This is a genomic window from Nocardiopsis sp. JB363 (assembly GCF_900143625.1).
GTDB lineage: Bacteria > Actinomycetota > Actinomycetes > Streptosporangiales > Streptosporangiaceae > Nocardiopsis.
In genome coordinates this window covers 14,477-37,836 of the sequence record NZ_FRFF01000131.1, presented here as the reverse complement: position 1 = coordinate 37,836, position 23,360 = coordinate 14,477, and the positions used below count along the sequence as shown (strand labels likewise).

General features: G+C 69.8%; 18 protein-coding genes. 4 read left to right on the top strand and 14 right to left on the bottom strand.

Annotated elements, in window-relative coordinates; translation table 11 throughout:
• Nucleotides 1-27: 27 nt before the first annotated feature.
• From BQ8420_RS19295 to BQ8420_RS19275, 5 genes are all read right to left on the bottom strand, one after another.
• Nucleotides 28-759, bottom strand: a complete 732-nt coding sequence (locus tag BQ8420_RS19295; RefSeq protein ID WP_087100539.1) for an ABC transporter ATP-binding protein — start codon at nucleotides 757-759, stop codon at nucleotides 28-30.
• Complete coding sequence (locus tag BQ8420_RS19290) at nucleotides 756-1,604, bottom strand: ABC transporter permease (RefSeq protein ID WP_200815995.1); 849 nt, start codon at nucleotides 1,602-1,604, stop codon at nucleotides 756-758. The genes BQ8420_RS19295 and BQ8420_RS19290 overlap by 4 nt, the downstream gene beginning before the upstream one ends.
• A complete protein-coding gene (locus BQ8420_RS19285) occupies nucleotides 1,601-2,596 on the bottom strand; it encodes an ABC transporter substrate-binding protein (RefSeq protein ID WP_160049365.1) in 996 nt (331 codons plus the stop codon). Before BQ8420_RS19285 ends, BQ8420_RS19290 begins: the two co-directional genes overlap by 4 nt.
• A gap of 47 nt (nucleotides 2,597-2,643) precedes the next feature.
• Complete coding sequence (locus tag BQ8420_RS19280; RefSeq protein ID WP_087100537.1) at nucleotides 2,644-3,513, bottom strand: nitrate ABC transporter substrate-binding protein; 870 nt, start codon at nucleotides 3,511-3,513, stop codon at nucleotides 2,644-2,646.
• 190 nt (nucleotides 3,514-3,703) lie between these two features.
• Entirely contained in the window at nucleotides 3,704-4,507 is an 804-nt protein-coding gene (locus BQ8420_RS19275; protein WP_160049363.1) for an IclR family transcriptional regulator, read from the bottom strand.
• Between the two features lie 341 nt (nucleotides 4,508-4,848).
• Here BQ8420_RS19275 and BQ8420_RS32850 point away from each other — a divergent pair, with 341 nt between their 5' ends.
• Complete coding sequence (locus BQ8420_RS32850; protein ID WP_087100535.1) at nucleotides 4,849-5,088, top strand: hypothetical protein; 240 nt, start codon at nucleotides 4,849-4,851, stop codon at nucleotides 5,086-5,088.
• 97 nt (nucleotides 5,089-5,185) lie between these two features.
• Here BQ8420_RS32850 and BQ8420_RS19265 read toward each other — a convergent pair whose 3' ends face one another.
• The 4 genes from BQ8420_RS19265 to BQ8420_RS19250 all read right to left on the bottom strand — a co-directional run bounded on the left by BQ8420_RS19265 (nucleotide 5,186) and on the right by BQ8420_RS19250 (nucleotide 9,935).
• Nucleotides 5,186-5,836 (bottom strand): class II aldolase/adducin family protein, encoded by a 651-nt coding sequence (locus BQ8420_RS19265; protein WP_087100534.1) that lies wholly within the window; start codon nucleotides 5,834-5,836, stop codon nucleotides 5,186-5,188.
• Nucleotides 5,833-7,074, bottom strand: a complete 1,242-nt coding sequence (otnK, locus tag BQ8420_RS19260) for a 3-oxo-tetronate kinase (protein ID WP_087100533.1) — start codon at nucleotides 7,072-7,074, stop codon at nucleotides 5,833-5,835. Before otnK ends, BQ8420_RS19265 begins: the two co-directional genes overlap by 4 nt.
• Before the next feature lie 97 nt (nucleotides 7,075-7,171).
• On the bottom strand, nucleotides 7,172-8,548 hold the full coding sequence (locus BQ8420_RS19255) for a GntP family permease (RefSeq protein WP_087100532.1): 1,377 nt from the start codon (nucleotides 8,546-8,548) through the stop codon (nucleotides 7,172-7,174).
• 1 nt (nucleotide 8,549) lies between these two features.
• A complete protein-coding gene (locus BQ8420_RS19250; protein WP_087100531.1) occupies nucleotides 8,550-9,935 on the bottom strand; it encodes a homoserine dehydrogenase in 1,386 nt (461 codons plus the stop codon).
• 167 nt (nucleotides 9,936-10,102) lie between these two features.
• Here BQ8420_RS19250 and BQ8420_RS19245 point away from each other — a divergent pair, with 167 nt between their 5' ends.
• Complete coding sequence (locus tag BQ8420_RS19245; RefSeq protein WP_087100530.1) at nucleotides 10,103-10,927, top strand: DeoR/GlpR family DNA-binding transcription regulator; 825 nt, start codon at nucleotides 10,103-10,105, stop codon at nucleotides 10,925-10,927.
• A 98-nt stretch (nucleotides 10,928-11,025) separates the two neighbouring features.
• On the opposite strand, the gene BQ8420_RS19240 is transcribed toward BQ8420_RS19245, so the two are convergent.
• Both BQ8420_RS19240 and BQ8420_RS19235 read right to left on the bottom strand, forming a co-directional pair.
• On the bottom strand, nucleotides 11,026-12,798 hold the full coding sequence (locus tag BQ8420_RS19240; RefSeq protein WP_087100529.1) for an ABC transporter ATP-binding protein: 1,773 nt from the start codon (nucleotides 12,796-12,798) through the stop codon (nucleotides 11,026-11,028).
• Nucleotides 12,795-14,630 carry an ABC transporter ATP-binding protein gene (locus tag BQ8420_RS19235; protein WP_087100528.1) on the bottom strand — a complete coding sequence of 612 codons (1,836 nt, stop codon included), beginning with the start codon at nucleotides 14,628-14,630 and terminating at the stop codon, nucleotides 12,795-12,797. Before BQ8420_RS19235 ends, BQ8420_RS19240 begins: the two co-directional genes overlap by 4 nt.
• Before the next feature lie 623 nt (nucleotides 14,631-15,253).
• Here BQ8420_RS19235 and BQ8420_RS32020 point away from each other — a divergent pair.
• Nucleotides 15,254-15,418 carry a hypothetical protein gene (locus BQ8420_RS32020; RefSeq protein ID WP_160049361.1) on the top strand — a complete coding sequence of 55 codons (165 nt, stop codon included), beginning with the start codon at nucleotides 15,254-15,256 and terminating at the stop codon, nucleotides 15,416-15,418.
• Between the two features lie 102 nt (nucleotides 15,419-15,520).
• Here the strand turns inward: BQ8420_RS32020 and BQ8420_RS19230 are convergent, their stop codons facing one another.
• From BQ8420_RS19230 to BQ8420_RS19220, 3 genes are all read right to left on the bottom strand, one after another.
• A complete protein-coding gene (locus BQ8420_RS19230; RefSeq protein WP_087100527.1) occupies nucleotides 15,521-15,961 on the bottom strand; it encodes a hypothetical protein in 441 nt (146 codons plus the stop codon).
• Nucleotides 15,961-18,531, bottom strand: a complete 2,571-nt coding sequence (locus tag BQ8420_RS19225; protein WP_087100526.1) for a multicopper oxidase domain-containing protein — start codon at nucleotides 18,529-18,531, stop codon at nucleotides 15,961-15,963. Before BQ8420_RS19225 ends, BQ8420_RS19230 begins: the two co-directional genes overlap by 1 nt.
• A 155-nt stretch (nucleotides 18,532-18,686) precedes the next feature.
• Nucleotides 18,687-19,406, bottom strand: a complete 720-nt coding sequence (locus tag BQ8420_RS19220; protein ID WP_087100525.1) for a metalloregulator ArsR/SmtB family transcription factor — start codon at nucleotides 19,404-19,406, stop codon at nucleotides 18,687-18,689.
• Between the two features lie 288 nt (nucleotides 19,407-19,694).
• Between BQ8420_RS19220 and BQ8420_RS19215 the strand changes: the two genes are divergently transcribed.
• Nucleotides 19,695-23,354, top strand: a complete 3,660-nt coding sequence (locus BQ8420_RS19215) for a nitrate reductase subunit alpha (RefSeq protein WP_087100625.1) — start codon at nucleotides 19,695-19,697, stop codon at nucleotides 23,352-23,354.
• Nucleotides 23,355-23,360 lie beyond the last annotated feature (6 nt).

Here is a 23,360-nt window from a genome sequence, read left to right as displayed (position 1 = left end):
ACGTGGGTCCGTAGAGGCGAAAGAGGGTCAAAGGAGATCGGCGACCACACGCCGATGCAGGTCGAAGAGTTCGGGGTCCTCCGGTGTGCGTGGTCGAGGCGCGTCCACGCGGTACTCGTGTACGACCGTCGCCGGTCGCCCGGCCAGGACCAGCACGCGGTCGGCCAGGAAGACGGCCTCCGCCGGGCTGTGGGTGACCAACAGCCCGACGCGGCTCTGGCGCGTCCACAGGTCCTGCAACAGCAGCCGCAGCCTGCGGCCGGTCAGTTCGTCCAGGGCGCTGAACGGCTCGTCCAACAGGACCACCGCGGGGTCGATGGCGAAGGCTCGGGCGACGGCCACCCGTTGTCGCTGGCCTCCCGAGAGGACCGAGGGATACTTGTCGCCGTACTCGGACAGGCCCACGTCCTCCAGCGCCCTGTCGGCCAGTCCCGGGTCCAGCCCGGCCGAGCGCAGGGCGATCTCGACGTTGGCGCGGACGGAGAGCCAGTCCAGGAGCCGGGGCTGTTGGAAGACCACTCCGAGGCGGCCGTCCATGTCGCCGGTCCCGGTGGCCCTCACTTCGCCGGTGTCGGGTCGTTCGAGTCCGGCGACCATGTGCAGCAGGGTGGTCTTTCCCGTTCCCGAGGCCCCCACCAGGGCGACCAGTTCTCCGGGTTCGACCGTCAGCGAGAAGTCCTCGAAGACGTGTTCGGTCCGTTGGTCGCGTACACCGGTGAAGGACTTTCCCACACGGTGCAGTTCCACTGTCGCGCTCATACCGAGGACACCTTTCTCCATCGTCCGGCCCGGTTCTCCAGTCCCTGGAGCAGGCCGTACTCCAACAGGGCCATCACGAGTGCGAACAGGACCGTCCAGGCCAGCACGCCGGCCACGTTCTGGGCGGCGAACTCGCCGTTGATACTGGCGCCCACCCCGCTGGACATACCGAAGATCTCCACGAGGACGATGACCTTCCACGCCAGCGACAGGCCCAACCGGGCGCCTCCGAACAGGGCGGGGGCCAGGGAGGGGAGCCACAGGTTCCGTAGCCGGTCGTAGGTGGAGAAGCGGTAGACGTGCGCCATCTCCAGGAGTTGGGCGTCGGTGGCCCGGGTGCCCTGGTAGATGCTCAGGGTCAGGGCCGGGGCGGAGGAGAGCGCGACCGCCATGACCGGGTTGATCAGGTCCACGCCGAACCAGATCACGCACAGCAGCGCCCACACCAGACCGGGCACGGTCAGACCGATCAGCACCGCCGGCTCGAAGAAGCGTCGGGCCAGGGGCGAACGTCCCATGGCGATGCCGACGAACAGGGCGGCGACGAAGGCCAGGGCGAAACCCAGGGCCACGCGTTGGAAGGTCACTCCCAGGTCGGAGTAGAACCGTGGTTCGCCGAGCAGCCGCACGATCTCCGCGCCGATCTGATCCACCCCCGGCACCAGGACGCTGTCCATGGACAGGGCCATCACCTGCCAGCCGCCCACGAGCAGGACCAGGAAGGACGCTGCGGCGGCCGGTCCCCGCCATCGGAGGGCCCGTGGGTCCGCGCGCCGCCGTGGCGGTGGGCGGTGGGGTCGTTGCCCGGGGTTCTTCCGCTCGGGCGCCTGCGTCTGCACGCTCATCGGTCGGCCCCCAGGTCCACGAAGAGCTCCTGTTCGGGCGGGGAGTCGATGATGCCCAGCTCCACGGCCTTGTCCAACTGGGCCTGGAAGTTGGCGAAGGTGGTCTCGCCCCATTCCAAGGGGTAGGTGTCGAGCAGTCGCTCCGGCAACAGGGCGATGGCGTCCGGTTCGTCCGCACCGATGCCGTAGGACTCGTGCAGCTCGGCCAGCAGTTGCGGTTCGTCGTGGATGTGTCGGTGTACCTCGCGGCGCAGGTCGTCGATCGCCGTGGCGGCTTCCCGGTTCTCCTCCACCCAGGAACGCAGGGCGCCTTGGGCGTTGAGCACCAGGGGTTCGGACTGCCCGCTGCCCTGGCGCCACAGTTCGTCCACGGTGGCGATCTGGCGGGCGCCTTGGGCCACCAGACGGGTGGCGTTGGGTTCGATGGTGACGATCGCCTCGACGTCGCCGCGTTCGAACAGGGCCAGACCGTTCAGTACGGCGCCCTGGTGGATCGTGTGATCGGCCTCGAAGTCGGTCCCGTTCACGGCGGCGGCCAGCTGGGCGGAACGGTAGGCGTCGCTGTTGTTGGGGGGTGTGGCGATGGCCTTGCCCCGAAGGTCCTGCGGGGTTCGGTAGGAACTGTTCTCCGCCACCAGCCACCGCACGTGGTTGTTGAGTCCCGGACTGAACAGCACCACGTCCGCGTCGGCCCCGGCGGAGACGGCCGCGCCGATCGGGCCGAAGCTCGACACGTCCAACGCCCCGGACAGGAGCTTGTTCTGGACGTCTCCGGGCCCGGTGCCGGCGATGTACTCCAGGTCGAGTCCCTCGTCCAGCCCGAAACGTTCCGCGATCGGTCGTAGGACCGCGCTCGCGGTTCCCACCTCGCTGTCCTGGACCTTGGGCCGTTCGAGGGAGCCCGAGCAGGCGCCGAGCAAGGGGGCGGCTCCTAAGACGGCGGCGGAGAGGAATCCGGCACGGATCAGCGAGCGGCGGTTCAGGGTGGGCATGGTGGTCTCCATCGGGCAAGGGACGGACGGGTCGGTGGGGTGGGTGTTCAACCCGTTCCGAGCAGCGAGCGGTGGTCATTGCGGCCCTCGGTCAACCCCCAGGACTTCATCCACGCGTAGCTCTCGTGGAAGCGTTTGGGGGCGAAGGGCCGAGCGTGCGTGTAGCGCATGTACGAGCGGCCGAGTTCCTCCGGGTCGAGTTCCCCTTCGACCTCGCGCACGATGTGGCGGGCCGATTCGTGCCAGGGGAGCTCGTGGATCAGGTCGACGGCCTCGTTCACGGCCACGATGTAGGCGTCGCGGCCCTCCTGTCCCAGGTGCGGGGCGACCACCTGGGAGCCCCGGTAGAAGTAGCTGCCCAGGAGGTGGGCCCCCTCCTTGAGGGCGACGCTGAGGAAGGGCTCCATGAGCATCGCCGCCCGGAAGTCGCCCGAACGCAGCGCTCGCAGTCGCAGGTGGGGTGATCCCACGTGCCGCACGACGATCTCCTGTCGGGCGAGCGTGTTGCCCAGCAGGTGAAGGGCGGTGTAGTGGGAGCCCGTGAACTCGTTGACGGCGACCGGGACGCCGCCCAGGTCGTGCGGCTCGTTGAGCGTGGGATCGAAGCTCACCAGGGCCTGGGCGACGACGGCGGGGCGCAGGTGGTCGATCCTGCCGGAGCGGTGGCCGCGTTCCAGGCGGTCGATGCCGCCCCACTCGCACAGGTTGTAGACGTCCGCGCTCTCCGACTCGAACAGCGCCTCCTTGCGGCGGGCGATGGGGTCGCGCTCGGAGGGGTCGTAGGCGGATTCGTCCGCCCGGGCGAAGTCCACGCGCAGACCGTGCCGGGCGAAGAGGCCGTGCTCGATGGCCACGATCTCCGGAAGGTCGAACACCGGGTGGTTGGGAGAGATCAGCAGCGTGTCGTTCGTGCTCACGAGCGCCTCCGGAACAATCTCTACTTAATCGGTCGAAATAGAAGGTATAAGGCGTGTTCCGCGCCTGTCAACAGTGGATTTCATTTAACGAAAGAGGCTTTCACTTACCGAAAGCGCCTGCTCAGTGGGGTTTCGGCACGCGAAAGCCCCACGTGGGCCGGTCCACGTGGGGCTTGATGTGCGGTGGGTCTCAGCCCTCGATGAGGGCGAGCGATATGGGCAGATCCTGAAGGAGGAGCGCGGCGTCCCGCAGAGCGGTCCCCGCCTGCTCCAGTCGCGGACCCTCCAACCGGGCGGCGGGCCCCTGGACCTCGACCGCGGTCCGGACACGACCGTCGGTGATGACGGGAGCGGCGACGGCCCGTAGACCCGGCGACAGCGGGTCGTCCACGACGGCGAAACCACGGAACTGGGTGGTCAACAGCTCGCTGTGCAGCGCGGCCGCGGCCTTCTCACCTTCGGGAAGGTGCGGCTCCCACTCCCGGGCCACATCCTCCAGCGGACGGTCGCCGAAGGCGAGGATCACCAGCCCCATCGCGGAGCCCCACAGGGGTCGACGCAGTCCGGGCCGGCCGTCATAGCGGAACGGTTCCGGGGAGGGCAGGCTCAGGAGGACGACCGTTTCCCCCGCACGGCGCACCCCCAGACTCGCGGTCTCACCCGTGGCCTCGACCAGACCGCGCAGCGCGTCGGCCGCCTCGGGCAGACCGGCCGAGGACAGGGAACGGCGGGCCAGACGCATCAGCAGCGGACCGGGCAGGAACCGTTCGCTGTCCGGATCCCTGCACAACAGACCCTCCGAACACAGGGTGCGCAACAGTCGGTGCACCGTGCTGATGTTGAGTTCGGTGGTACCGGCCAACTCGGTGAGGCTGAGCCCCCGAGGAGCGTCGACCACCGCGTTGAGGAGGAGTCCGGCGCGTGCCACCGAGCGCACCTCTCCGGCTCGTGGGGCCGCGGACACCGTGGTCCCCTCCTCGGTGCTCATGTTCATGGACCATCCTTGCTCTCGCCCGTGCCGCGACATGCCCATCCCGGATCGTGTGCGCGTTCCTCCGACCGGGGATGAGGTCTTTCGAGGGTACGGCAGCCTCCACACCGTCGCTCATGACCGGGCACGCCCGCGTCGGGTGCCGGTGTCGGCGACGCATGACCTATCCGGAGCGGGCGCGGGGGGAACGCTGGGAGGTTCACGCCACGAGACTGATTCATGCTGAACCAGTGGTGAATAGAGGAATTCGAGTCCCGGTGGCGCGGGCGACAGGTGTCTCGACCACGGCGCCGCTCCGTGAAAACCGGTGGCTCCGGGCCAGGGCCCGGGGTTAACGTGCCGGCATGGACGAGAGCGAGAACGTGTGGGACGCCGAGGCCGCGGCCGACTACGACACCCCCGATGAGGGCATGTTCGCCCCCGAGGTACTCGGCCCGGCCGTGGACCGACTGGCCGAACTCGACCTCATGGCGCACATCGCCGGCTTCGCCCTCGAATCCCGTCACGCGGACTGGCGTGGCGGCGCCTTCGTCGCAGAGTCCCCTTCCCACGTGTCCGTCTATCGCTTGCCCACCGCACGATGAACACCATGATCGCGCACGTGGGGATTGCGCTCGGTGCCCCGGGGACCGCGTCCGGTCCCGTCCTCGAACCCGGGCCGGGTTCGAGGACGGTCAACGCTCACAGGTCCCAGGTGGTCCCGTAGCGCAGGGTCAGTTCCCGCACGTCCTCGGCGGACAGGACCGAGAACTCCCGGCCCTGAAGCGCCACCACGATGCGCGAGGCCTCCTCCAGCTCCACGGCCCCCTCCAGGGCGCCGGCCGCGTCGTCGGCCGCCACCAACGAACCGTGGTTGGCCAACAACGCGGCGCGGAACCGACCGGGCAACCCGGCCACGTTCTCGGCCAACCGGTCACTGCCCGGTGCGGCGTAGGGGACCAGGGGGGCCTGACCGACCCGCATCACCAGGTAGGGGGTGATCGGCGGCAGGGCCGAGGTCGTCGACCAGGCGGGCAGGCAGGAGGCCGCGGTGGTGTGCGGTGAGTGCAGGTGCAGCACCGCCCCCGATCCCTGGACCCTGTCGTACATCGCCAGGTGCAGGGGGAACTCCTTGGAGGGCGATGGCCCCTCCAGGTGCCTCCCGCGTTCGTCCAGCACGGACAGCCCGCTCGGCCCCAGGTCGCCGAGGGAGACCCCGGTGGGGCTCATCAGGATCCGGTCGCCGACGCGCACCGACACGTTCCCCGACGACCCCGGGCTCAGCCCCGATTCGACGGCGCGTCGGCCCACCGCGCACAGTTCCTCGGCGGCCTCCTCTGAACGAAGCTTCACCGTCCCGCCTTCCACGCGCGTACGAAAAGGTCCTCGGCACCGAAGTTGCCGGACTTGAGCATCAGGTGCAGGACGTCGTCGCCCCGTTCGGCGAGCATCCACGCCACACCGGGATCCACCTCCGGACCCAACGCCAGCGGGCCCACACCCAGGCTTCGCACCACGGCGCCGCTGGTTTCACCGCCCGCGACGAGAAGGGAACGCACCCCCGCCCCGACCAGCCGCTTCGCGACCAGGGCCAGGGCCTCCTCCATCAACGGGGCGTCCGCGGTGTCCACGACGTGCTCGGGCGCGGCGGTCGCGTAGACCACGAACGGCGCCGAACCACCCTCCAGGGCCCGGCCCACGATCCGAGAGACCTCTCCGTCGAAGTCGGCGCGCAGCTCGGAGGGGAGGAGTCGGTGACCGTCACCGTGGGCGAGCGCGTGGCGCACCTGCCCCTGGGTGGCCCGGGAGGCGCTGCCGGAGAGCACCACGCGCGGCCCGTCGGGCAGGCTGATGGCGCGTGGACCCGAGGTCCGGGGGCCACGCAGCCCCGCGGCAAGGGCGCTTCCCCCGGTGAGCACGCTCAGGTGTTCGCTCGCTCGGGCCAGGGTGTCCAGGTCGGCCTCGTTCAGGGCGTCGACCACCACGAACCGGGCGCCCGCCGCCCGGGCCTGTTCCAGGGCGGTGCGCACCGCGTCGACCCCCCGGTCCACCACGGGCCAGGGCACGAGCGCGACCTCATCGCTTCCCCCGCTCACCTGTGGGGCCAGGAGCCGCGGCAGGCTGGAGTCGGTCATGGGGGTCAACGGGTGGTGGCGCATCGGTGACTCGTCGAGGGGGTCGTCGCCCACGAAGAGGTGACCGCGGTAGACGGTGCGCCCGTTGGCGGGGAACGCCGGGGCGACCACCGTCAACGGTTCGTCGAGCGCGTCGAGCACCGCCTCGCAGACGGGGCCGATGTTGCCCCGCGGGGTCGAGTCGAAGGTGGAGCAGTACTTGACGTAGAACCGTTCGCAACCGGCACGCCGCAGCGCGGCCAACGCGTCCAGGGAGACCTTGACGGCCTCGTCCACGGGTACGGTGCGCGACTTCAGCGCCACCACCACAGCGTCGGTCCCGTCGGGGACGGGGATCGTCCCGACGGTGCCCTCGTCGCCCAGGACGACGGTGGTGCGGAAACCGGCCGTCGTGAGAGTGATCGCGATGTCGGTCGCTCCGGTGAGATCGTCGGCGATCACGCCGAGGGTAGCCATGGGGTCCTCCTGTGGTCGGTTCTTACAGTGGTGACGACCGCTCCCGTGCCGCGCGGCACGGTGGCCCGGGCGGGGAGCGGTCGAAGGGGAGGGCGGATCAGACGACGCCGAGCGCGATCATGGCGTAGAGCACGGCGAACCCGGTCACACCCGAGATCAGCGAGGCGATCCCGATGGAACGGATGCCCTGGCCCACCGTCATGTTGGACAGGGTGGTGGTGACCCAAAAGCCCGAGGAGTTCGCGTGCTTCATGATCTGCGCACCGGTCGCGCAGGCCAGGTAGACCACGAGGGGCGACAGGTCCAAAGAGGGGATCAGGGGCTGCATGATGGCCGCGGAGGTCATCACACCGAGGATGTTGGAACCGGTGATCGAGCACACGGCGGCGGCCACCAGGAACGGGATGATGATCGGTGACAGGCCGGTGCTCTCGATGGTCCCGGCCACGCTCTCGGCCACACCGGTCTCCCGGATGATGGTGGCCAGCGCGCCGCCCACACCGGTCAGGGCCAGGGGCATCGCGGCGATGCGCAGCCCGGACTCGAACAGGTCGTTCAGGGTCTCCTTGTCACGCCAGCGGCCGCGGAACAGCGGCAGGGCCAGCAGGCAGGCCAGGAACAGGGCCAGGGTCGGCTCACCGAGGAACAGCACCAGGCCGGTGATCCAGGAGCCCTCGGGCAGGACCGGGGCGGTCAACGAGGCGAAGACGATGAGGACGATGGGGGCCAGGATCGGCACCAGGGAGCCGAACAGACCCACCCGGGGAGTGTCGGTCCCCTCGCTCGCGGCGGCGTCCGAGCCACCGCCGCCGGCGGAACCGCCGGCGTTCACCAGGTGTTCGACGAACTCGGGCTTGGGCGCCACGTGGGTCTTGATCCTGGAAAGGTAGAGGGTTGCGGCCAGCACACCGGGAACGCCCACCATGAGTCCGTAGAGGATGGCCTCGCCCATGGGTACCCCCAGCAGGGAGGCGGACGCGAGGGGGCCGGGGCCGGGAGGCACCACCGAGGTCATGACGTAGGCGCCGAGGTAGAGGATCGGCCCCAGCCTCATCATCGAGATGCCCGTGCGGTAGGCCAGCGCGGACACGATCGGGATCAACATGACCACCGCGGTGTCGGCGATGAGCGGGATGCCCAGGACGGTCGAGGCCAGGGCGATGGCCCAGGGGACGCGCTTCTCGGCGAACATGCGCAGCGCGGTATCGGTGATCTTCATGGCGGCGCCGCTCAGTTCGAGCATCTTGCCGAGCACACAGCCGAAGATGACCAGTAGACCGACGCTGGCCAGGGTGCTGCCGAAGCCCTCCTTGACCAGTTCGATGGTGGCCGCACCGCCCATGCCCAGGACGAGTCCGAGCGCCACGACCACGATGAACAGCGTGGCCACGGGATGGACCTTGAACCGTGCGATGAGCAGGATCAGGACGATGATGGCGGCCAGGAACGCCAGGAGGGTGGAGAGGTCGGACATGTCATCGGTTCCGATCGCTGATGCGGGTGCGGGCGTGGCGCCACGCGTGCAGGAGGGTGGTGTCGGGGTCGGCGAGGTCGTCGATCCCGATCAGGGCGCCGGAGGGGACGTCGCGGGCCAGGGTGGCGTGCGCCGCCAGGTACAGCGGGGCCACGTCCTGGGGGGCGTGCGCGGTGTCCAGCAGGACCGCGGCCACACCCTCGACCTCGTGGTGGTGCCCGCCCATGTCGAGTCGGGTGCCCGCCCGCAGGGCCTCCCGGGCGCGCCCGGCCAGGACCGCGTGCGGGGCGGGGTGGCGACGACCGGCCGCACGGTGGTGGTCGACCGCGTCCAGCAGGCTCAGCGGCGTCTCGACCCCCATGAAGTGGTAGGGCAGGTACATGCAGGCGTAACGCCCAGAACGGGAGACGACGTGCCCCTTCTGGGCGAGCAGTTCCCAGGTGACGGGGTCCCCGGTGCGGACGATGACGAAGACCCCACCGGCGAAGGACGCCTCCTCGGGCAGGCGCAGCACGCTGAAGACGTCCACCACGCCGTCGGCGGTGAGGATGCCCCCGTCCTCTTCGCGGGAGTAGACGTCGGCCAGTTCGGCGACACGGGCGACGGGGTAGTGGAGTGACTCCACGTCCGGCACCAGGCCGGTGTGGCCGGCCACGACCGCCATCTCGCAGTAGTCGGCGGCGGCCGAACGCTTGAGGTCGGCCACGGCGCGGGCGCGCGCGGCCAGGGTCGCCCGAACGTCCTCGCCCAGGGTCGACAGGTCGGCCAGTTCGGGGGCCTCGATCTCCTGGTCGAGTTGGCGCACCCGCCCGGTGGCGGGGTCGAAAACCAGGTCGTACTCGCCGGACTTGCCGATCGCCACGACGTCGAGCCCGAGCCGTAGGGCGCGCTCGTACCACTCGATGAGGTTGGCCGGCTGGTCGCCGATGCCGGGGGTGTACACCACGTCGTGTTCGCGGGCGAGGTCGGCCAGGGCGATGCCCGCGACGGAGTCGACCTCCTTGGAGACCATGACCACGTGGCGTCCGGTCTCGATGGCCCCGCGTGCGGCCTCGGTGCCCACTCGCGGGTTACCGGTGGCCTCGACGAGCACGTCGTGATCGGCCCGGGCGAGCAGGGCGACGTCGGCGACGACCGCGATCCGGTCCGGGGCCAGGGCGGCGACCTCTTCGGGGGTGGCGCACACCCGCAGGTCGGAGCGGTCATAGCCCAGCTCCACGCACAGGTCGATGGTCCCGGTGGTGTCGAGGTCGCACAGGATCGCGGGGCGCAGCCGTTCGATGCGCGTGGTCTGTGCCAGCAGCGTGCGCGCGAACCCGCCCCGTGCTCCGGTGAGCGCGTACCGCACGGGGGAGGGCGGCGGGGAGGTGGCGTCGGTGCCTTCCATGGTTCTCCTTCTCTCACCTCACGAGTGGCACGTGGTGCGCCGGGGTCGCGAAGGCAATGAGCAGAGTTTTAACACTAACGGAACATATGAGTCAATAATAATCACAGGTGGGATCATCTGGGAACTATCGGTACCATGATGGGTGTGAACAGACCCGAAGGAGGACGATGATCCCGGCGCAACGGCGTGACCTGCTCCTACGTGAGCTGCGCGGCACGGGCGTGCTGAGCGTCAGAGAGCTGTGCGAGATCCTCGACGTCTCACACATGACGGTGCGCCGCGACATCATGACGCTGGAGGAGGAGGGCAAGGTCCGCTCGGTCCCCGGCGGGGTCGAACTGGCCTCACAGGTGCGCTCCGAACCCTCCTACCGGGACAAGTCCCGGGTGGACCTGGCGGAGAAGCGGGCCATGGCGCACGCGGCGGCGGAACTCGTGGGGCAGGGCCAGACCGTCTACCTGGACGCGGGCACCACCCTGGGTCAGCTCGTGCCGCTGTTGTGGCACGTCACCGGACTGACCGTCATCACCAACGACCTCACCACCGCGGCCTCCCTCACCGACCACCCCGACGTGACCCTGTACCTGGTCGGGGGTCAGATCGACCGCGAGAACCGGTCCTCGATCGGTGACATCGCCGCCGACATGGTCGCCGAGTTCAACATCGACGTCGCCTTCGTCTCGACGAGCTCATGGGACCTCCACCGTGGCTCGACCACCCCCTCCCGCTCGAAGGTGGCGGTCAAACGCGCGGCCATGGCCGCGGCCTCGTCCTCGGTCCTGGTGGCGGGCGCCGACAAGTACGGCGCCTTCGGCACGTTCAAGGTCGCACCGCTCACCGGGTTCACCTCGGTGATCACCGACGACCGTCTTCCGGACGCCTCGGCGCGGGCGGTCCGCGAACTCGGTGTCCCCCTGGAGATCGTCACGCCCCGGCGCGAAACCGGAGGTGACGAGACCGACTCGGAGGAGGCCTCCACCGCCTCGGCCTGAGGAAGGCCGTCCCGCTCGGACCCACCTCGTTCCGCGCGCCCCGCCGGACGCGACATGGACAGCTACCTCACGTGTCGCTACGGTTCCGGCACCTGCGGTCAGACGAAGTACCGGGCCTGAAGGCGGAACAGTTCGGCGTAGAGTCCGTCGGCCCGGCTCAACGTGTCGTGGGTGCCGGTTTCGACGACCCTGCCGCCGTCCAGGACCACGATGAGATCGGCCGCCCGAGCGGTCGTGAAGCGGTGCGTGACGAGGACGGTCACGCCACCTTCTTGGCGACTCAGGTCGGTGTACTGCTGGAACAGCCATTCCTCGGCCCGGGCGTCGAGGCTGGCGGTGGGTTCGTCCAGGACGCGCAGTAGTGGAGCTTGGCGCATCGCCGCCCGGGCGTTGGCGACCGTCTGCCACTGGCCGCCGGACAGTCCCTTGCCGTCCCACGATTTTCGCCCGAGCCGTGTGTCCAGGCCCTCGGGCAGCGAAGCGAGGAGTTTGTCACCGCCGGCCGTCCGCAGCGCCGCCATGATCCGTTCGGGGTCTTCGCGTTGGTCGAGCCGGCCCAGCCCGATCGAGTCCCGCAGGGACATCTCGATGTGCACCGGGTCCTGGAAGGCCGCCGTGATCCGGGCGCTCCACTCCTCCGGGGCGAACCGCGCGAGATCGGTTCCGTCCACCAGGACGCGTCCTTCATCGGGCCGGTAGAGACCGCTGAGCATCTTGACGAACGTCGACTTGCCCGCGCCGTTCTCGCCGACCAGGGCCACCACGGCGCCGGCCGGGAGTTCGAGGTCGATGTCGCTCAGGGCGGGCCGATCGCGATTCCAGTACTGGAAGCCGAGCCCTTCCACCTTGATGCCGCGATCGAGCCGGGCGGGCACTGTCACCGGCGTGGTCGGTACGAGGGCCGCCCGCTCCGCGGAGCCGTCCTCCACCACGTCGAGGAACGCCCGGGTCGCCCGGAGCGACTCCAGCGTCCAGAAAGACAGGTTCAGCAAGCTCTGCACCTGGCCGGTGATCTGGCTGCTGACGGCGACGGCCGCGACGATGAGGCCGAGCGGGGCTTCGCCGGCCAGACCGGCCCGCACCATCAGGACGACGCCGACCGCGTACGCCAGTACGAAGAGCAGCCAGGCCAGCGCGACCGGTACTCGGGCCATCCGATCGGCCCGGGCGATGCCCTGACCCCCGGAGTCCCACTCTTCTCGGTGTCTGCGCCGCAGTTCGCCCGCCAGCCCGAAGAGGCGGGTCTCGCGACCCGGGGCGGCGGTTGTGGCGAGGGTGAACAGATGACCGGCCAGCCGGGTCCGGGGCGTGGCACGCTCCACGGCTCGCCCGCGTTTCTTGTCCGCCGCTCGGGTGGCCAGCACCGCGGGGATGGCGAAAAGCGGCAGTACGGCCAGGACGGGAACGACCGAGGCCATCAGGACGGCCGAGACGATCAGGGCCAGCGCTGCCCCGGCCAGCCACATCAGCCGGTCGAAGCCCGGACCGATCTCGCCCCGGGCACCGCGGACCATCGCGGCCTTGTCGGAGCGGCTCGAACGCTCGTGGACCTCCACCGTCGGCGTCGTGCCGACCACGTCGATGAACCGACGCTCGACCTCGTTCTGGATCTCCTCCTGCAAACGGAGACGGGTGAAGTAGCCCGCGATGAAGGTGCCCTGGGTGAGCATGACGAAGACCGCCACACACAGCGCGAGTACCACCAGGCCGCTGGTCGAATTCCCGCTCGCCATCTGGCTGAACAGTCCGATCGCCACCGCGATACCGATCCCGGTGGCCTGTTCGAGAATCGCCACCGCCACCACGATCAGGGAACGGAACCGGTCGATACGGGGTCCGGTCGTGAGGGCGAAACGTAGGGCGCCGATCACGACGTTGCCTCCTCGAAACGCTTCGCTTGCAGGCGGAACAGCTCGGCGTACCGGCCGTCGGCGCTGATCAGATCCTCGTGTGCGCCGTCCTCGACGATCCGGCCCTGATCGAGCACGATCACCCGTTCCGCCTTACGCACGGTCGCGAACCGATGGGAGATCGCGACGGTGGTGGCTCCTGCCGTGAGCTCGTGGAACGTGTCGTAGAGCTGAGCCTCGGCGCGAGCGTCGAGGCTCGCGGCCGGCTCGTCCATGATCAGGAGCCGTGCGCCGTGCCGCAGGCCGAACAGCGCTCGGGCGATGGCGATGCGTTGCCACTCACCGCCCGACGCGTCGACCCCGCCCGTGTACCCACTGGACATCACCGTGTCCCAGCCTTTCGGAAGTCCTTCGATGAACTTCGACAACCCGGCCTGCCGCGCCACGGCGCGCAGGCCCTCCTCGTCGTCCGCATGAGCCAGGGAACCGAAGGCGATGTTGTCCCGCACGGTCAGCTCATAGCGACCGAAGTCCTGGAAGACGGCGACCACCTGACGCTGCCAGCTCCTGCGGTCGGGGTCCTGGACCGGGGTCCCACCGACGCGCACGGAGCCCCCGCTCGGAGCGTCCAGGCCGGCGAGAAGCCGGGCCAGCGTCGTCTTGCCGGCCCCGTTGAGTCCGACGATGGCGAGTGACTGACCAGCGGGGATTTCCAGGTCGATGCCGTGCAGCACATCATCCGCGGCGCCGCCGTAGCGGAAGCGCAGACCCTCACAGGAGACGGTCGAGACCGGCACGGTCCAGGGACCGGGGTCCGGCTCGTCCGGCGGCACCACGACCGGAAAGGCGAACGCCTCGGCGGCCGCCTTCGCCCCGAAGCTGGTGCGGAGGTCGTCCTCGTCCGAACGGAGCACCTGGAGAAGAGCCCGGAGGGCGAGGCCACCGAGCGCCAGATCGCCCACCGTCGTGCCTCCGGTGGCCGCCCGGTACGCCAGGTAGTAGAAGACCGAGGCGACCGTGACGCCGGTGACCACGACGAACACGACGACGAACAAGCGATGCTCACGCCGCCGCCGCCAGACCTCCGTCATGTTCACGCGCCACTCCGAGTGGTAGGCGTCGCGGAAGAAGGCCGTGAGGCCGAAGAGCCGCACTTCCCGGGCCGTTCCCGGCGTTGTGGGTACGTCCCGCAGGTAGGACGTACGACGGAGCTTCTTCGTCTGGTTCACGGTCTCGATGACGGCGATCCGGTAGTTCCGGACCAGTCGGAAGTGGAGCACGACGAAGATGGCGAAGACGATGAGCCCCAGCCCCCAGGTGATCTGGGTGAGCAGAGCCGCGGAGCCGACGCCGGTCACCCACAACGAGGCCTTGGTCGAGAAGCCGAAGACCGCTTCGCCGGGAGGCATGTCGATGGTTCCGTTGCCCCGTGCCCGCCCGATCCGGTCCTGGTAGGCCGGATTCTCGAGGTGGCCGACGGTCGTCGGCTCCGAGGCGGCCATCATCACGCGCTCGCCCAGCCGACCGGTGACCCGGCGGCCGAGGGCCCGACCCAGAGCCGTCCGTGCCGACTCGGTGATATGGGTGAGGAAGAACAGCGCGACGATGAGGGCGACCCAGCGGTAGCACTCCTGCGCCGCGGGGGTGCCGATCCCTTGGCCGATGGCGGAGGTGAGACCGTCCACCAGCCCGCCGATTCCGATGGTGATACCCACCGGGGCCGCTCCGGCGAGGACGGCCGTCACCGTGGTCAGGGTGGCCATGCCCGGTGCCACGGAGAAGGAATACCGGACCAGGGCGGGGATCACCCACCGTGTCGCCGGGGGCGGCAGGAGGCTCGTATCCGCGCTCACGCCTGCTCTTCCTCGTCGAGGTGACGGGCGACCGTGCCCCGGACCCGGGCGTTCGACATCTCTCCTCCTGGGCGACTGCGGATACTTCTTTCATGGCCGCCCCCGGGAAAGTCCTGATCCGCGAGCGATGGAAATCCTGTCGCCGGCCCTACGGGCTCTTCGCGTTTCTCGTCCGAATTCGGGAAAGCCGTGGTGGCCCCCTCCGGGGTCTCGGCCCGGCCCGGGGAGGAGCACATTACGGGGGAACCGTTGGGGAAGCGATGGGTTTTCCAGCGACCGGGTCAGTCTCATCGGGCTGCTGGAACCACTCCCTCGCTTCCGATTCCGTTCTCTGCTTCCATTGCGCAGATCGTGAGACAAGCCGATCTGGTCGTTCCTGGTGGCCTGTTCGGCGGTGAGCCCCGGTTGGCGCCGGCCACCATCCGCGCCCGACCTCCGCGCGTGGTCACGTGCGGTCATGTCCCTGAGTACGGGCCTTCGTGTCCGCGTGTTCGCCGAGCACACGCCGGAGCGGGCGATTTTCCTATCTATTCGGTAGGTTGTTTTCTACACTGGTGTCACGGGCGCGGGTCAGCGCCCGTGACACCCACCGTCCACGCATCACTTCGGGAATCGAGGGGACCATGTCCAGGGTCAAACTCCGGCTACGTGGCCAGGAGGACGACGTCGAGCGTCTGTTGGAGACCCTGCGGTCCGATGAGGCCGTCCGGCTCGACGAGAAGGTGCCGGAGCCGCAATCCGGTGGCTACGTGGTCGTCCACGCGGTGGCCTCCACCGACGACGAGTAGGACCGCCACGCGCGGGAACCGGCCGCCGTGCGGAGGGCGCCGTTACTCGGCCCGCCGCACGCTCAGAGGCCCCGACCCGGATCGGGCCGGGGCTCCACCCGGTCAGATCCTCGGCAGCAGGGTGGCCAGCAGGACCACGCCGACCGAGGTCACCAGGCTCGTCATCGCCATGGTCCGGGCCAGGCGCGGCCTGGTGCGGGTGGTCGCGCCGTGCAGCGTCGCCGCGACCATCACCACGCAGAACAGCACCAACTTCGCCGCCAGCACCCGGCCGTATCCGGGTTCGAGCAGGGAGGCCCAGGTCACCCCGGCCCCCCAGGCCAGGGCGATCCCCGTGCCCAGTTGGACCGGCAGGAAGAACCCCGCCGTGAGGGACCCGAAGCGTTTACCGATCGCCCTGAGCACCGTGGATCGATGTTCGCCTTCCAGGGTCCGTCGGGCCAGGGGCATGACCACCAGGGACACGGTGAGCTGTCCGCCCACCCACAACATGGCCGAGAGCACGTGTAGAAAACGCACCCCTGCCCAGACCGCTTCCTCCATCAGGGTTCCTCCACCTCGAAGTGTCCGTGGGCGCCGCCCTCGGCGTGGCGCAGGTCGTGATCGACGAAGGGGTAGTGCCCCGCCTCGGGGAAGGTCGTCTCGACGAAACCACCCTGGGCCGTCCCCAGATCGAGTGTCTGGGAGCCACCGTCGTCCTCGGGGCGCAGCAGGTAGGCGCCCTCCTTGTAGACGGTGTCGAAGCGCGACCCGACCACGTGGAAGGAGGTGCCGCCCACCGGACCGGCGGTCACCACCCACACCCGCACACGTTCGTCGACCCGCGCCGCCAACGGCGCGTGGTCGTAGCCCATGGCGGCACCGTTGAACATCCACCCCTGTGGCAGCCCGGCATGGATGCGCGCGGTCTGCTCGGCGTCACCGGGCTCACCCGGGTACAGCTCGCCCTGGACCAGCACGTACTCGCGGTCGACCTCGGCCAGGTCGGGCGGATCGATGATCACCGCCCCGTACATGCCGTTGGCCAGGTGGTGGCTCATCGGTGCGGTCGAGCAGTGGTACAGCCACGCTCCGGCCTTGTCGGCGGTGAACCGGTAGGTGAGTTCCTCGCCCGGGGCGATGGTGCGCATGGGTTCGTCCGGGGCCAGCGACCCGGCGTGGAAGTCGATGCTGTGCCCGATCGTGCCGTCGTTGATCAGGGTGACGTCGAAGACGTCACCGACCCGGCCTCGTAGGACGGGCCCGGGCGCCGTGTCGCCGAAGGTCCACACCGGTCGTCGAACACCGGGCGCAACCTCCTGTTCGGACTCGCTCACCCGGATCTCGACCTCGTGCTCGTCGGTGTCGGGGGCCGGGTCCAGTTCGGCGTCGACGGGCTCCCAGCCCCGGGTGAACTCCCCGGACAGGTCGAGCCGCTCCCCGGTGAGCCCGGCGGAGTCCGTGCCGTGTTCCCCGTGCCCGGCGTCCTCGCCGTGTTCGGCGAGGGGAAGGTCGTCGCCGGTGGTGGTCACGGTCATCTCCATGCCCGAGGCGCGGTGTCCCATCACCGAGCACCACCCTCGCAACGGACCGTCCACCACCCCCACCTCCAGGGTGGCGCTCTCCCCGGGCGCGAGCACGGGGGTGCGCGTTCCGTTCTCCATGCGCAGGTCGTGCGGTTGGGCGTCCTCGTTGGTCACCTCCAACACGAGTGCGTCGCCGGGGTCGACGGTGACGGTGCCCGGTTCGACCACCATGTCCCCGAGCGCCACGTCCACGGTGCTCGTCCGACCGGTGGGGGTGACGGCGGATTCCTCGTCGGTGGGAACACCGAGGGCGAACACCAACGCCAGCGCGGTCAGCGCGGCGCCCAGCCCGGTCCCCACCAGCCCGGGGGAGGCGGTCACCTCCCAGGCGCGCAGGACGGCCACCGCGGCGAGCAGCACGAAGGTCGCGGCGGACGCGAGCACCAGCGCCCACGCCGCGGTGCCCCACGGGTCCGGGGCCAGGGTCAGCGGTAGACCGAGGTTGAGCGTGGCCAGGCGGACCGGCCACCCTCGGCCCAACAGGGCGGTATTGGCCTTGACCGCTCGGGGGCCGCCGCCCAACACCACCGGAAGCAGGTAGGTCAGGGACCCCAAGAGGACCTGGCCGGTGAAGCCCACCAGGAACAACGGCAGCAGCGGTTGCAGGACGGCGTGGACCTCGTGCGGGGCGTGTACGGCCAAGGTGTGGACGTCCACCACCAGCGCGGCGAGCAACCAGACCAGGGACGCGGCGACCGACCAGGCCGCGGCCCCCGTCGGTCGTTTGCGCAGCCCGGTGCGTACCAGGGGTACCAGGCAGACCAGGACCCCGGCCGCGTACACCACGATCCCGGCCAGAGCCACCCATCGCATACCGGTGGCGAGCCCGACGGCACCCGCCACCAACCCCACCAGGACGGGGACCAGGGCGCGGCGGGCCACCATGCCCGCCCCCTCCACGATGCGGGTGCGCAGGATGGTCGGCCACAGGGTGAACAGGCTGCCGATCACCGCCAGACCGACCCAGCCCCACAGGTTGAGGTGGACGTGCGCCGCCAACGACCGTTGCTGGACCTCGGGCCCGGCGGCGTCGAACAGCATCATCGTGCCGAGCGCGGCCCCCAGTACGAAGGAGGCGCCGGCCGCCGTGTACCAGGCGCCGATGTGGGCGAACCTTCCGGCCAGCGCGCCGCGGGAGGCACGCGCCAAGGCCAGGGTGTGCACCACGACCACACCCAGGAGGGCCACCGCCCCCACCACGGCGAAGGGCGTCAGAGCGGCGGTCGCTCCGACCACCAGGACCACGACGCCGGTGTTGAGCACGGCCAGCCGGACGCCCTGATGGCGGTCCGAGGTCGCGGGCAGGCGCAGCAGCGCGACCGTGAAGTGCTCGGTCCAGGTGATGATCGCGTTGGTGACCGTTCCGAGCAGGAACAGGTGCACCGGCAACCAGGAGGGCAGACCGAGCGGGCCGGCGGACGCGGCGGCGCACACCGCGAGCAACGCCCAGACCAGGGCGATCGCGTTGGCGCGGGCGTGCCAGGACACCTGTCGTGGCAGCGGCGGTGGCCGGTCGGGGCGTTCGATACGCACGAACGTGGCGGGCATGACGGCTCCGTTTCCGAACAGGGGACGGCCGCGTGCGCGGCCGGCCGGTTCCGGCCCAGGGGGCGTGTGCTCCGGGGCACGGTGGGCGATGAGCTCCCGGCGGCACGGAAAAGGGGGCCGTTTCTTCGAGGATGAGAGACGTCGGGGAGTGCGGTTCAGCTCCCGGGAGGGTCCTCCACCTCCGTTTCGCGTAGTTCGGCCACGCAGTGTCCCGGGGTGGCGAAGGGGCGCAGCCGCACGGTCTCCAGGGGTGCGCGCATGCGTCGCAGGGCACCGCGCATCATGCCCAGGTGGACCCCGCAGACCACGTCCGGTGCGGCCTCGGCCAGCTCGCGGAAGGGACAGTGGTGCAGGTCGACGCGGGTGCCGTCGGGGGAGGGACGGGGCCGGAACCCGGTCTCGCGCAGGAAGTCGGTCAGCACGGCGAGGGCGGTGTCGGCGTCCACGGGAGGGCGCGGCCCCCGGGAGTCGACCAGCCGTTCTCCCTGGCCCTGGCCGGCCCGCACCGCGGCTTCGGCCTGATCGCCGTCCATGGCGGACAGATGGGCGACCAACGCCTCGGCGAGCATCCGGTAGTCGCGCCGGTCATCGTCGTCGGCCGGGGTGTACAGGGTGCGCGGGCGTCCGGGCCGGTCACGGTCCTCGGGGGCGGCCAGGACCAACCCCCGGTCGGTCAACAGCGCCAGGTGCGATCGCACGGTGTTGGTGTGCAACCCGACCACCTCGGCGATCTCCCGAACGTCCATCGGACGGTCGGACCGGCGCAGGGTCTGGAGAACGGCGACCCGGCTGGGGTCGGCGAGGACCCGATGCTCGCCGGGATCGATCCCCGTGCTGCCGGCGGACGTTCGCCCTTGGTGCCTGTGGTCGTTCACATCTTGTGTTTACACGGTCCCGATTGTAAATACAACGTAGACGGTGAAAAAGCACGTGGGTGTGCGGATGCACGTGCGATGGGGCGGGACCAAAGTCCTCCCACCAGTACAGACCTTCGCGGGACTATTCCGGACTCACGACTTTGGCCCCACTGCCACAGCCACTGGTGGGGTGGGAAGGGCAACAGGTCACCGAGACGGTCGTCAACGGCCGTCGAAGGAGAGAGGACCTCAGTAGTGACCCGCTACAATCCGCGCGAAAACCCCGAAACCGGGCCCGCACCCGGTATGGACGGTCCGGTCTCCGACGCACTCCTGCGCACCCGCAGGTTCTTCCGCCCCCAAGAGGTGTCCGAGGACCTTCGTACCGTCCACCGCGTCGGCGGCCGCGACGCCGACGTCTTCTACCGGGACCGCTGGAGCCACGACAAGGTGGTGCGCTCCACCCACGGTGTGAACTGCACCGGCTCCTGCTCCTGGAAGGTCTACGTCAAGGACGGGATCATCACCTGGGAGGGACAACAGACCGACTACCCGTCGGTGGGCCCGGACAGCCCCGAGTACGAGCCCCGAGGCTGCCCTCGCGGCGCCGCCTTCTCCTGGTACACCTACTCGCCGACCCGCGTGCGCTACCCGTACGTACGCGGTGTGCTGCTGGAGATGTACCGCGAGGCCCGCGAGCGCCTCGGCGACCCGGTCCTGGCCTGGGCCGACATCGTCGGCGACCCCGAACGCGCCGCCCGCTACAAGCGCGCCCGCGGCAAGGGCGGACTGGTGCGCGCGAGCTGGGAGGAGGCCCTGGAGATCACGGCCGCCGCCCACGTGCACACCATCGCCGAACACGGCCCCGACCGGGTCGCCGGTTTCTCCCCGATCCCGGCGATGTCGATGGTCTCCCAAGCGATCGGCTCCCGCTTCTACGGGCTCATCGGCGGCTCGATGCTCTCGTTCTACGACTTCTACGCCGACCTTCCCGTCGCCTCCCCACAGGTGTTCGGCGACCAGACCGACGTGCCCGAGTCCGGTGACTGGTGGAACGCCGGCTACCTCATCATGTGGGGCTCCAACGTCCCGGTCACCCGTACCCCGGACGCGCACTGGATGGCCGAGGCCCGCTACCGGGGCCAGAAGGTCGTCGTGGTCTCCCCGGACTACGCGGACAACACCAAGTTCGCCGACGAGTGGCTGGCCGCCCGACCCGGCAGCGACGGCGCCCTGGCCATGGCCATGGGACACGTGGTGCTGCGCGAGTTCTTCGTGGAGCGCACCACCCCCTACTTCGACGACTACGTGCGTCGCTACACCGACCTGCCGTTCCTGGTGCGCCTGGAGGAGACCGACGACGGTTACCGCGCCGGCAAGTTCCTCACCGCCCAGGACCTGGGACGGGAAGGTGAGAACACCGCGTTCAAGACGGTCCTGCTGGACGAGGAGACCGGTGAGCCGGTGGTCCCCAACGGTTCGCTGGGCTTCCGCTACGGCGAGGAGGGCGAGGGCAAGTGGAACCTCGAACTCGGTGACACCAAGCCCCGACTCACCCTGTACGAGGACCAGGGGAGCGAGGCGGTCGAGGTCCACCTGGCCCGCTTCGACACCGAGGACGCCCCGCCCTCACGCCGCGGCGTACCCGTGCGCCGGGTCGGCGGACACCTGGTCACCACCGTCTTCGACCTGCTGCTCGCCCAGTACGGCGTGGGTCGCGAGGGCCTGCCCGGCACCTGGCCGACCGGCTACGACGACCCCGACGAGCCGGGCACCCCGGCCTGGCAGGAGACCTTCACCGGTGTCCCGGCCGCCCGCGCCGAGAGGATCGGCCGCGAGTTCGCCGCCAACGCCGAGGAGTCCAAGGGCCGCTCCATGATCATCATGGGCGCCGGCACCAACCACTGGTTCCACTCCGACACCATCTACCGCGCCTTCCTCACCCTGACCACACTCACCGGCTGCCAGGGCGTCAACGGCGGCGGCTGGGCGCACTACGTCGGCCAGGAGAAGACCCGCCCCCTCACCGGCTACAACCAGATGGCCTCGGCCGGGGACTGGTCGCGTCCGCCCCGCCACATGGTGCAGACCGCGTTCTGGTACCTGCACAGCGACCAGTACCGCTACGACCGGTTCAGCGCCGACCAGGTCTCCTCGGGACTCGGCAAGGGCCTGTTCGAGGGCATGAGCACCGCCGACGTCATCGCCCAGTCCGCGCGCATGGGGTGGATGCCCTCCTACCCGACCTTCGATCGCAACCCCCTGGACCTGGTCGACGACGCACGCGAGGCCGGACTCCCCGTCAACGAGTACGTGCCCCGCGAACTCAAGGAAGGGAGGATGCGCTTCGCCTGCGAGGACCCCGACGCGCCCAACAACGCGCCCCGGGTCCTGACCGTGTGGCGGGCCAACCTGCTGGGCAGCTCCGCCAAGGGCAACGAGTACTTCCTCAAGCACCTGCTCGGCACCGACTCCTCTCTGCGGGCCGAGGAGGCACCGGAGGGCCAACGCCCCCGGGACGTGCACTGGCGGGAGGAGGCACCCGAGGGCAAACTCGACCTGCTGCTGTCCCTGGACTTCCGGATGACCAGCACCACCGTCTTCTCCGACGTGGTGCTCCCGGCCGCCACCTGGTACGAGAAACACGACCTGAACTCCACGGACATGCACCCGTTCGTGCACCCGTTCAACCCGGCCATCTCCCCGCCCTGGCAGGCCCGCACCGACTTCGACGCCTTCCACGGGCTGGCCCGCAGCTTCAGCGAACTGGCCGTCGACCACCTGGGCACGCGACGGGACGTGGTCGCCGTGCCGCTGACCCACGACACCCCCGACGCGATGGCCACCCCCAACGGCACCGTCCGCGACTGGAAGTTCGGTGAGTGCGAGCCCATCCCCGGCGTGACCATGCCCAAGCTCGTGGAGGTCGAACGCGACTACACCGCGATCGCCGCCAAACTCGGCGCGCTGGGCCCGCTCGCGGACAAGCTCGGCGTGACCACCAAGGGCATCACCTACAACGTCGACAAGGAGATCGACTACCTGGGCCGGGTCAACGGCACCGTGCGCGGCGGGCCGGCCGACGGACGCCCCGCGCTCAAACGCGACTCCCAGATGTGCGAAGCGATCCTGGCGTTCTCGGGCACCACCAACGGACGCCTGGCCACCCAGGGGTTCCGCACCCTGGAGAAGCGCGTGGGCACCGAACTGGCCGACCTGTCCGCCGAGAGCGAGGGCAAACAGATCACCTTCGCCGACGTGCAGGTCGCACCGGTGTCGGTACTCACCTCACCCGAGTGGTCGGGCAGCGAAAGCGGCGGACGCCGATACTCGCCGTTCACCATCAACGTCGAACGCAAGAAGCCCTGGCACACCCTCACCGGACGCCAGCACTTCTTCCTCGACCACGACTGGATCACCGAGGCCGGCGAGAACCTGCCCGTGTACCGGCCGCCCCTGAACATGCACCGGCTCTTCGAAGAGCCCGAGATCGGGGACAACGGCGAACTCGGCGTGACCGTGCGCTACCTGACCCCGCACAACAAGTGGTCCATCCACTCCGAGTACCAGGACAACCTGCTGATGCTCAGCCTGTCCCGCGGTGGCCCCGCCATCTGGATGAGCGGCGCCGACGCCGACAAGATCGGCGTGCGCGACAACGAGTGGATCGAGGCGGTCAACCGCAACGGCGTGGTCGTGGCCCGCGCCATCGTCTCCCACCGCATGCCGGAGGGGACCGTGTACATGCACCACGCCCAGGACCGGCTCATCGACGTCCCCCGCGCCGAGACCTCCGGCAAACGCGGCGGCATCCACAACTCGATCACCCGGCTGCTGGTCAAGCCCACCCACCTCATCGGTGGCTACGCCCAGTTCAGCTACGCCTTCAACTACATCGGCCCCACCGGTAACCAGCGCGACGAGGTGACCGTCATCCGTCGGCGCTCGCAAGAGGTGCAGTACTGATGCGGT

Bases quoted from the DNA above. Each gene is read 5' to 3' on its own strand.
- BQ8420_RS19295 (WP_087100539.1), bottom strand. From the start codon at position 759: ATGAGCGCGACAGTGGAACTGCACCGTGTGGGAAAGTCCTTCACCGGT.
- BQ8420_RS19215 (WP_087100625.1), top strand. From the start codon at position 19,695: ATGGACGGTCCGGTCTCCGACGCACTCCTGCGCACCCGCAGGTTCTTC.
- BQ8420_RS19255 (WP_087100532.1), bottom strand. From the start codon at position 8,548: ATGTCCGACCTCTCCACCCTCCTGGCGTTCCTGGCCGCCATCATCGTC.
- BQ8420_RS19250 (WP_087100531.1), bottom strand. From the start codon at position 9,935: ATGGAAGGCACCGACGCCACCTCCCCGCCGCCCTCCCCCGTGCGGTAC.
- BQ8420_RS19290 (WP_200815995.1), bottom strand. From the start codon at position 1,604: ATGAGCGTGCAGACGCAGGCGCCCGAGCGGAAGAACCCCGGGCAACGA.
- otnK (WP_087100533.1), bottom strand. From the start codon at position 7,074: ATGGCTACCCTCGGCGTGATCGCCGACGATCTCACCGGAGCGACCGAC.
- BQ8420_RS19225 (WP_087100526.1), bottom strand. From the start codon at position 18,531: ATGCCCGCCACGTTCGTGCGTATCGAACGCCCCGACCGGCCACCGCCG.
- BQ8420_RS19275 (WP_160049363.1), bottom strand. From the start codon at position 4,507: ATGAACATGAGCACCGAGGAGGGGACCACGGTGTCCGCGGCCCCACGA.
- BQ8420_RS32850 (WP_087100535.1), top strand. From the start codon at position 4,849: ATGGACGAGAGCGAGAACGTGTGGGACGCCGAGGCCGCGGCCGACTAC.
- BQ8420_RS32020 (WP_160049361.1), top strand. From the start codon at position 15,254: ATGTCCAGGGTCAAACTCCGGCTACGTGGCCAGGAGGACGACGTCGAG.
- BQ8420_RS19230 (WP_087100527.1), bottom strand. From the start codon at position 15,961: ATGGAGGAAGCGGTCTGGGCAGGGGTGCGTTTTCTACACGTGCTCTCG.
- BQ8420_RS19245 (WP_087100530.1), top strand. From the start codon at position 10,103: ATGATCCCGGCGCAACGGCGTGACCTGCTCCTACGTGAGCTGCGCGGC.
- BQ8420_RS19285 (WP_160049365.1), bottom strand. From the start codon at position 2,596: ATGCCCACCCTGAACCGCCGCTCGCTGATCCGTGCCGGATTCCTCTCC.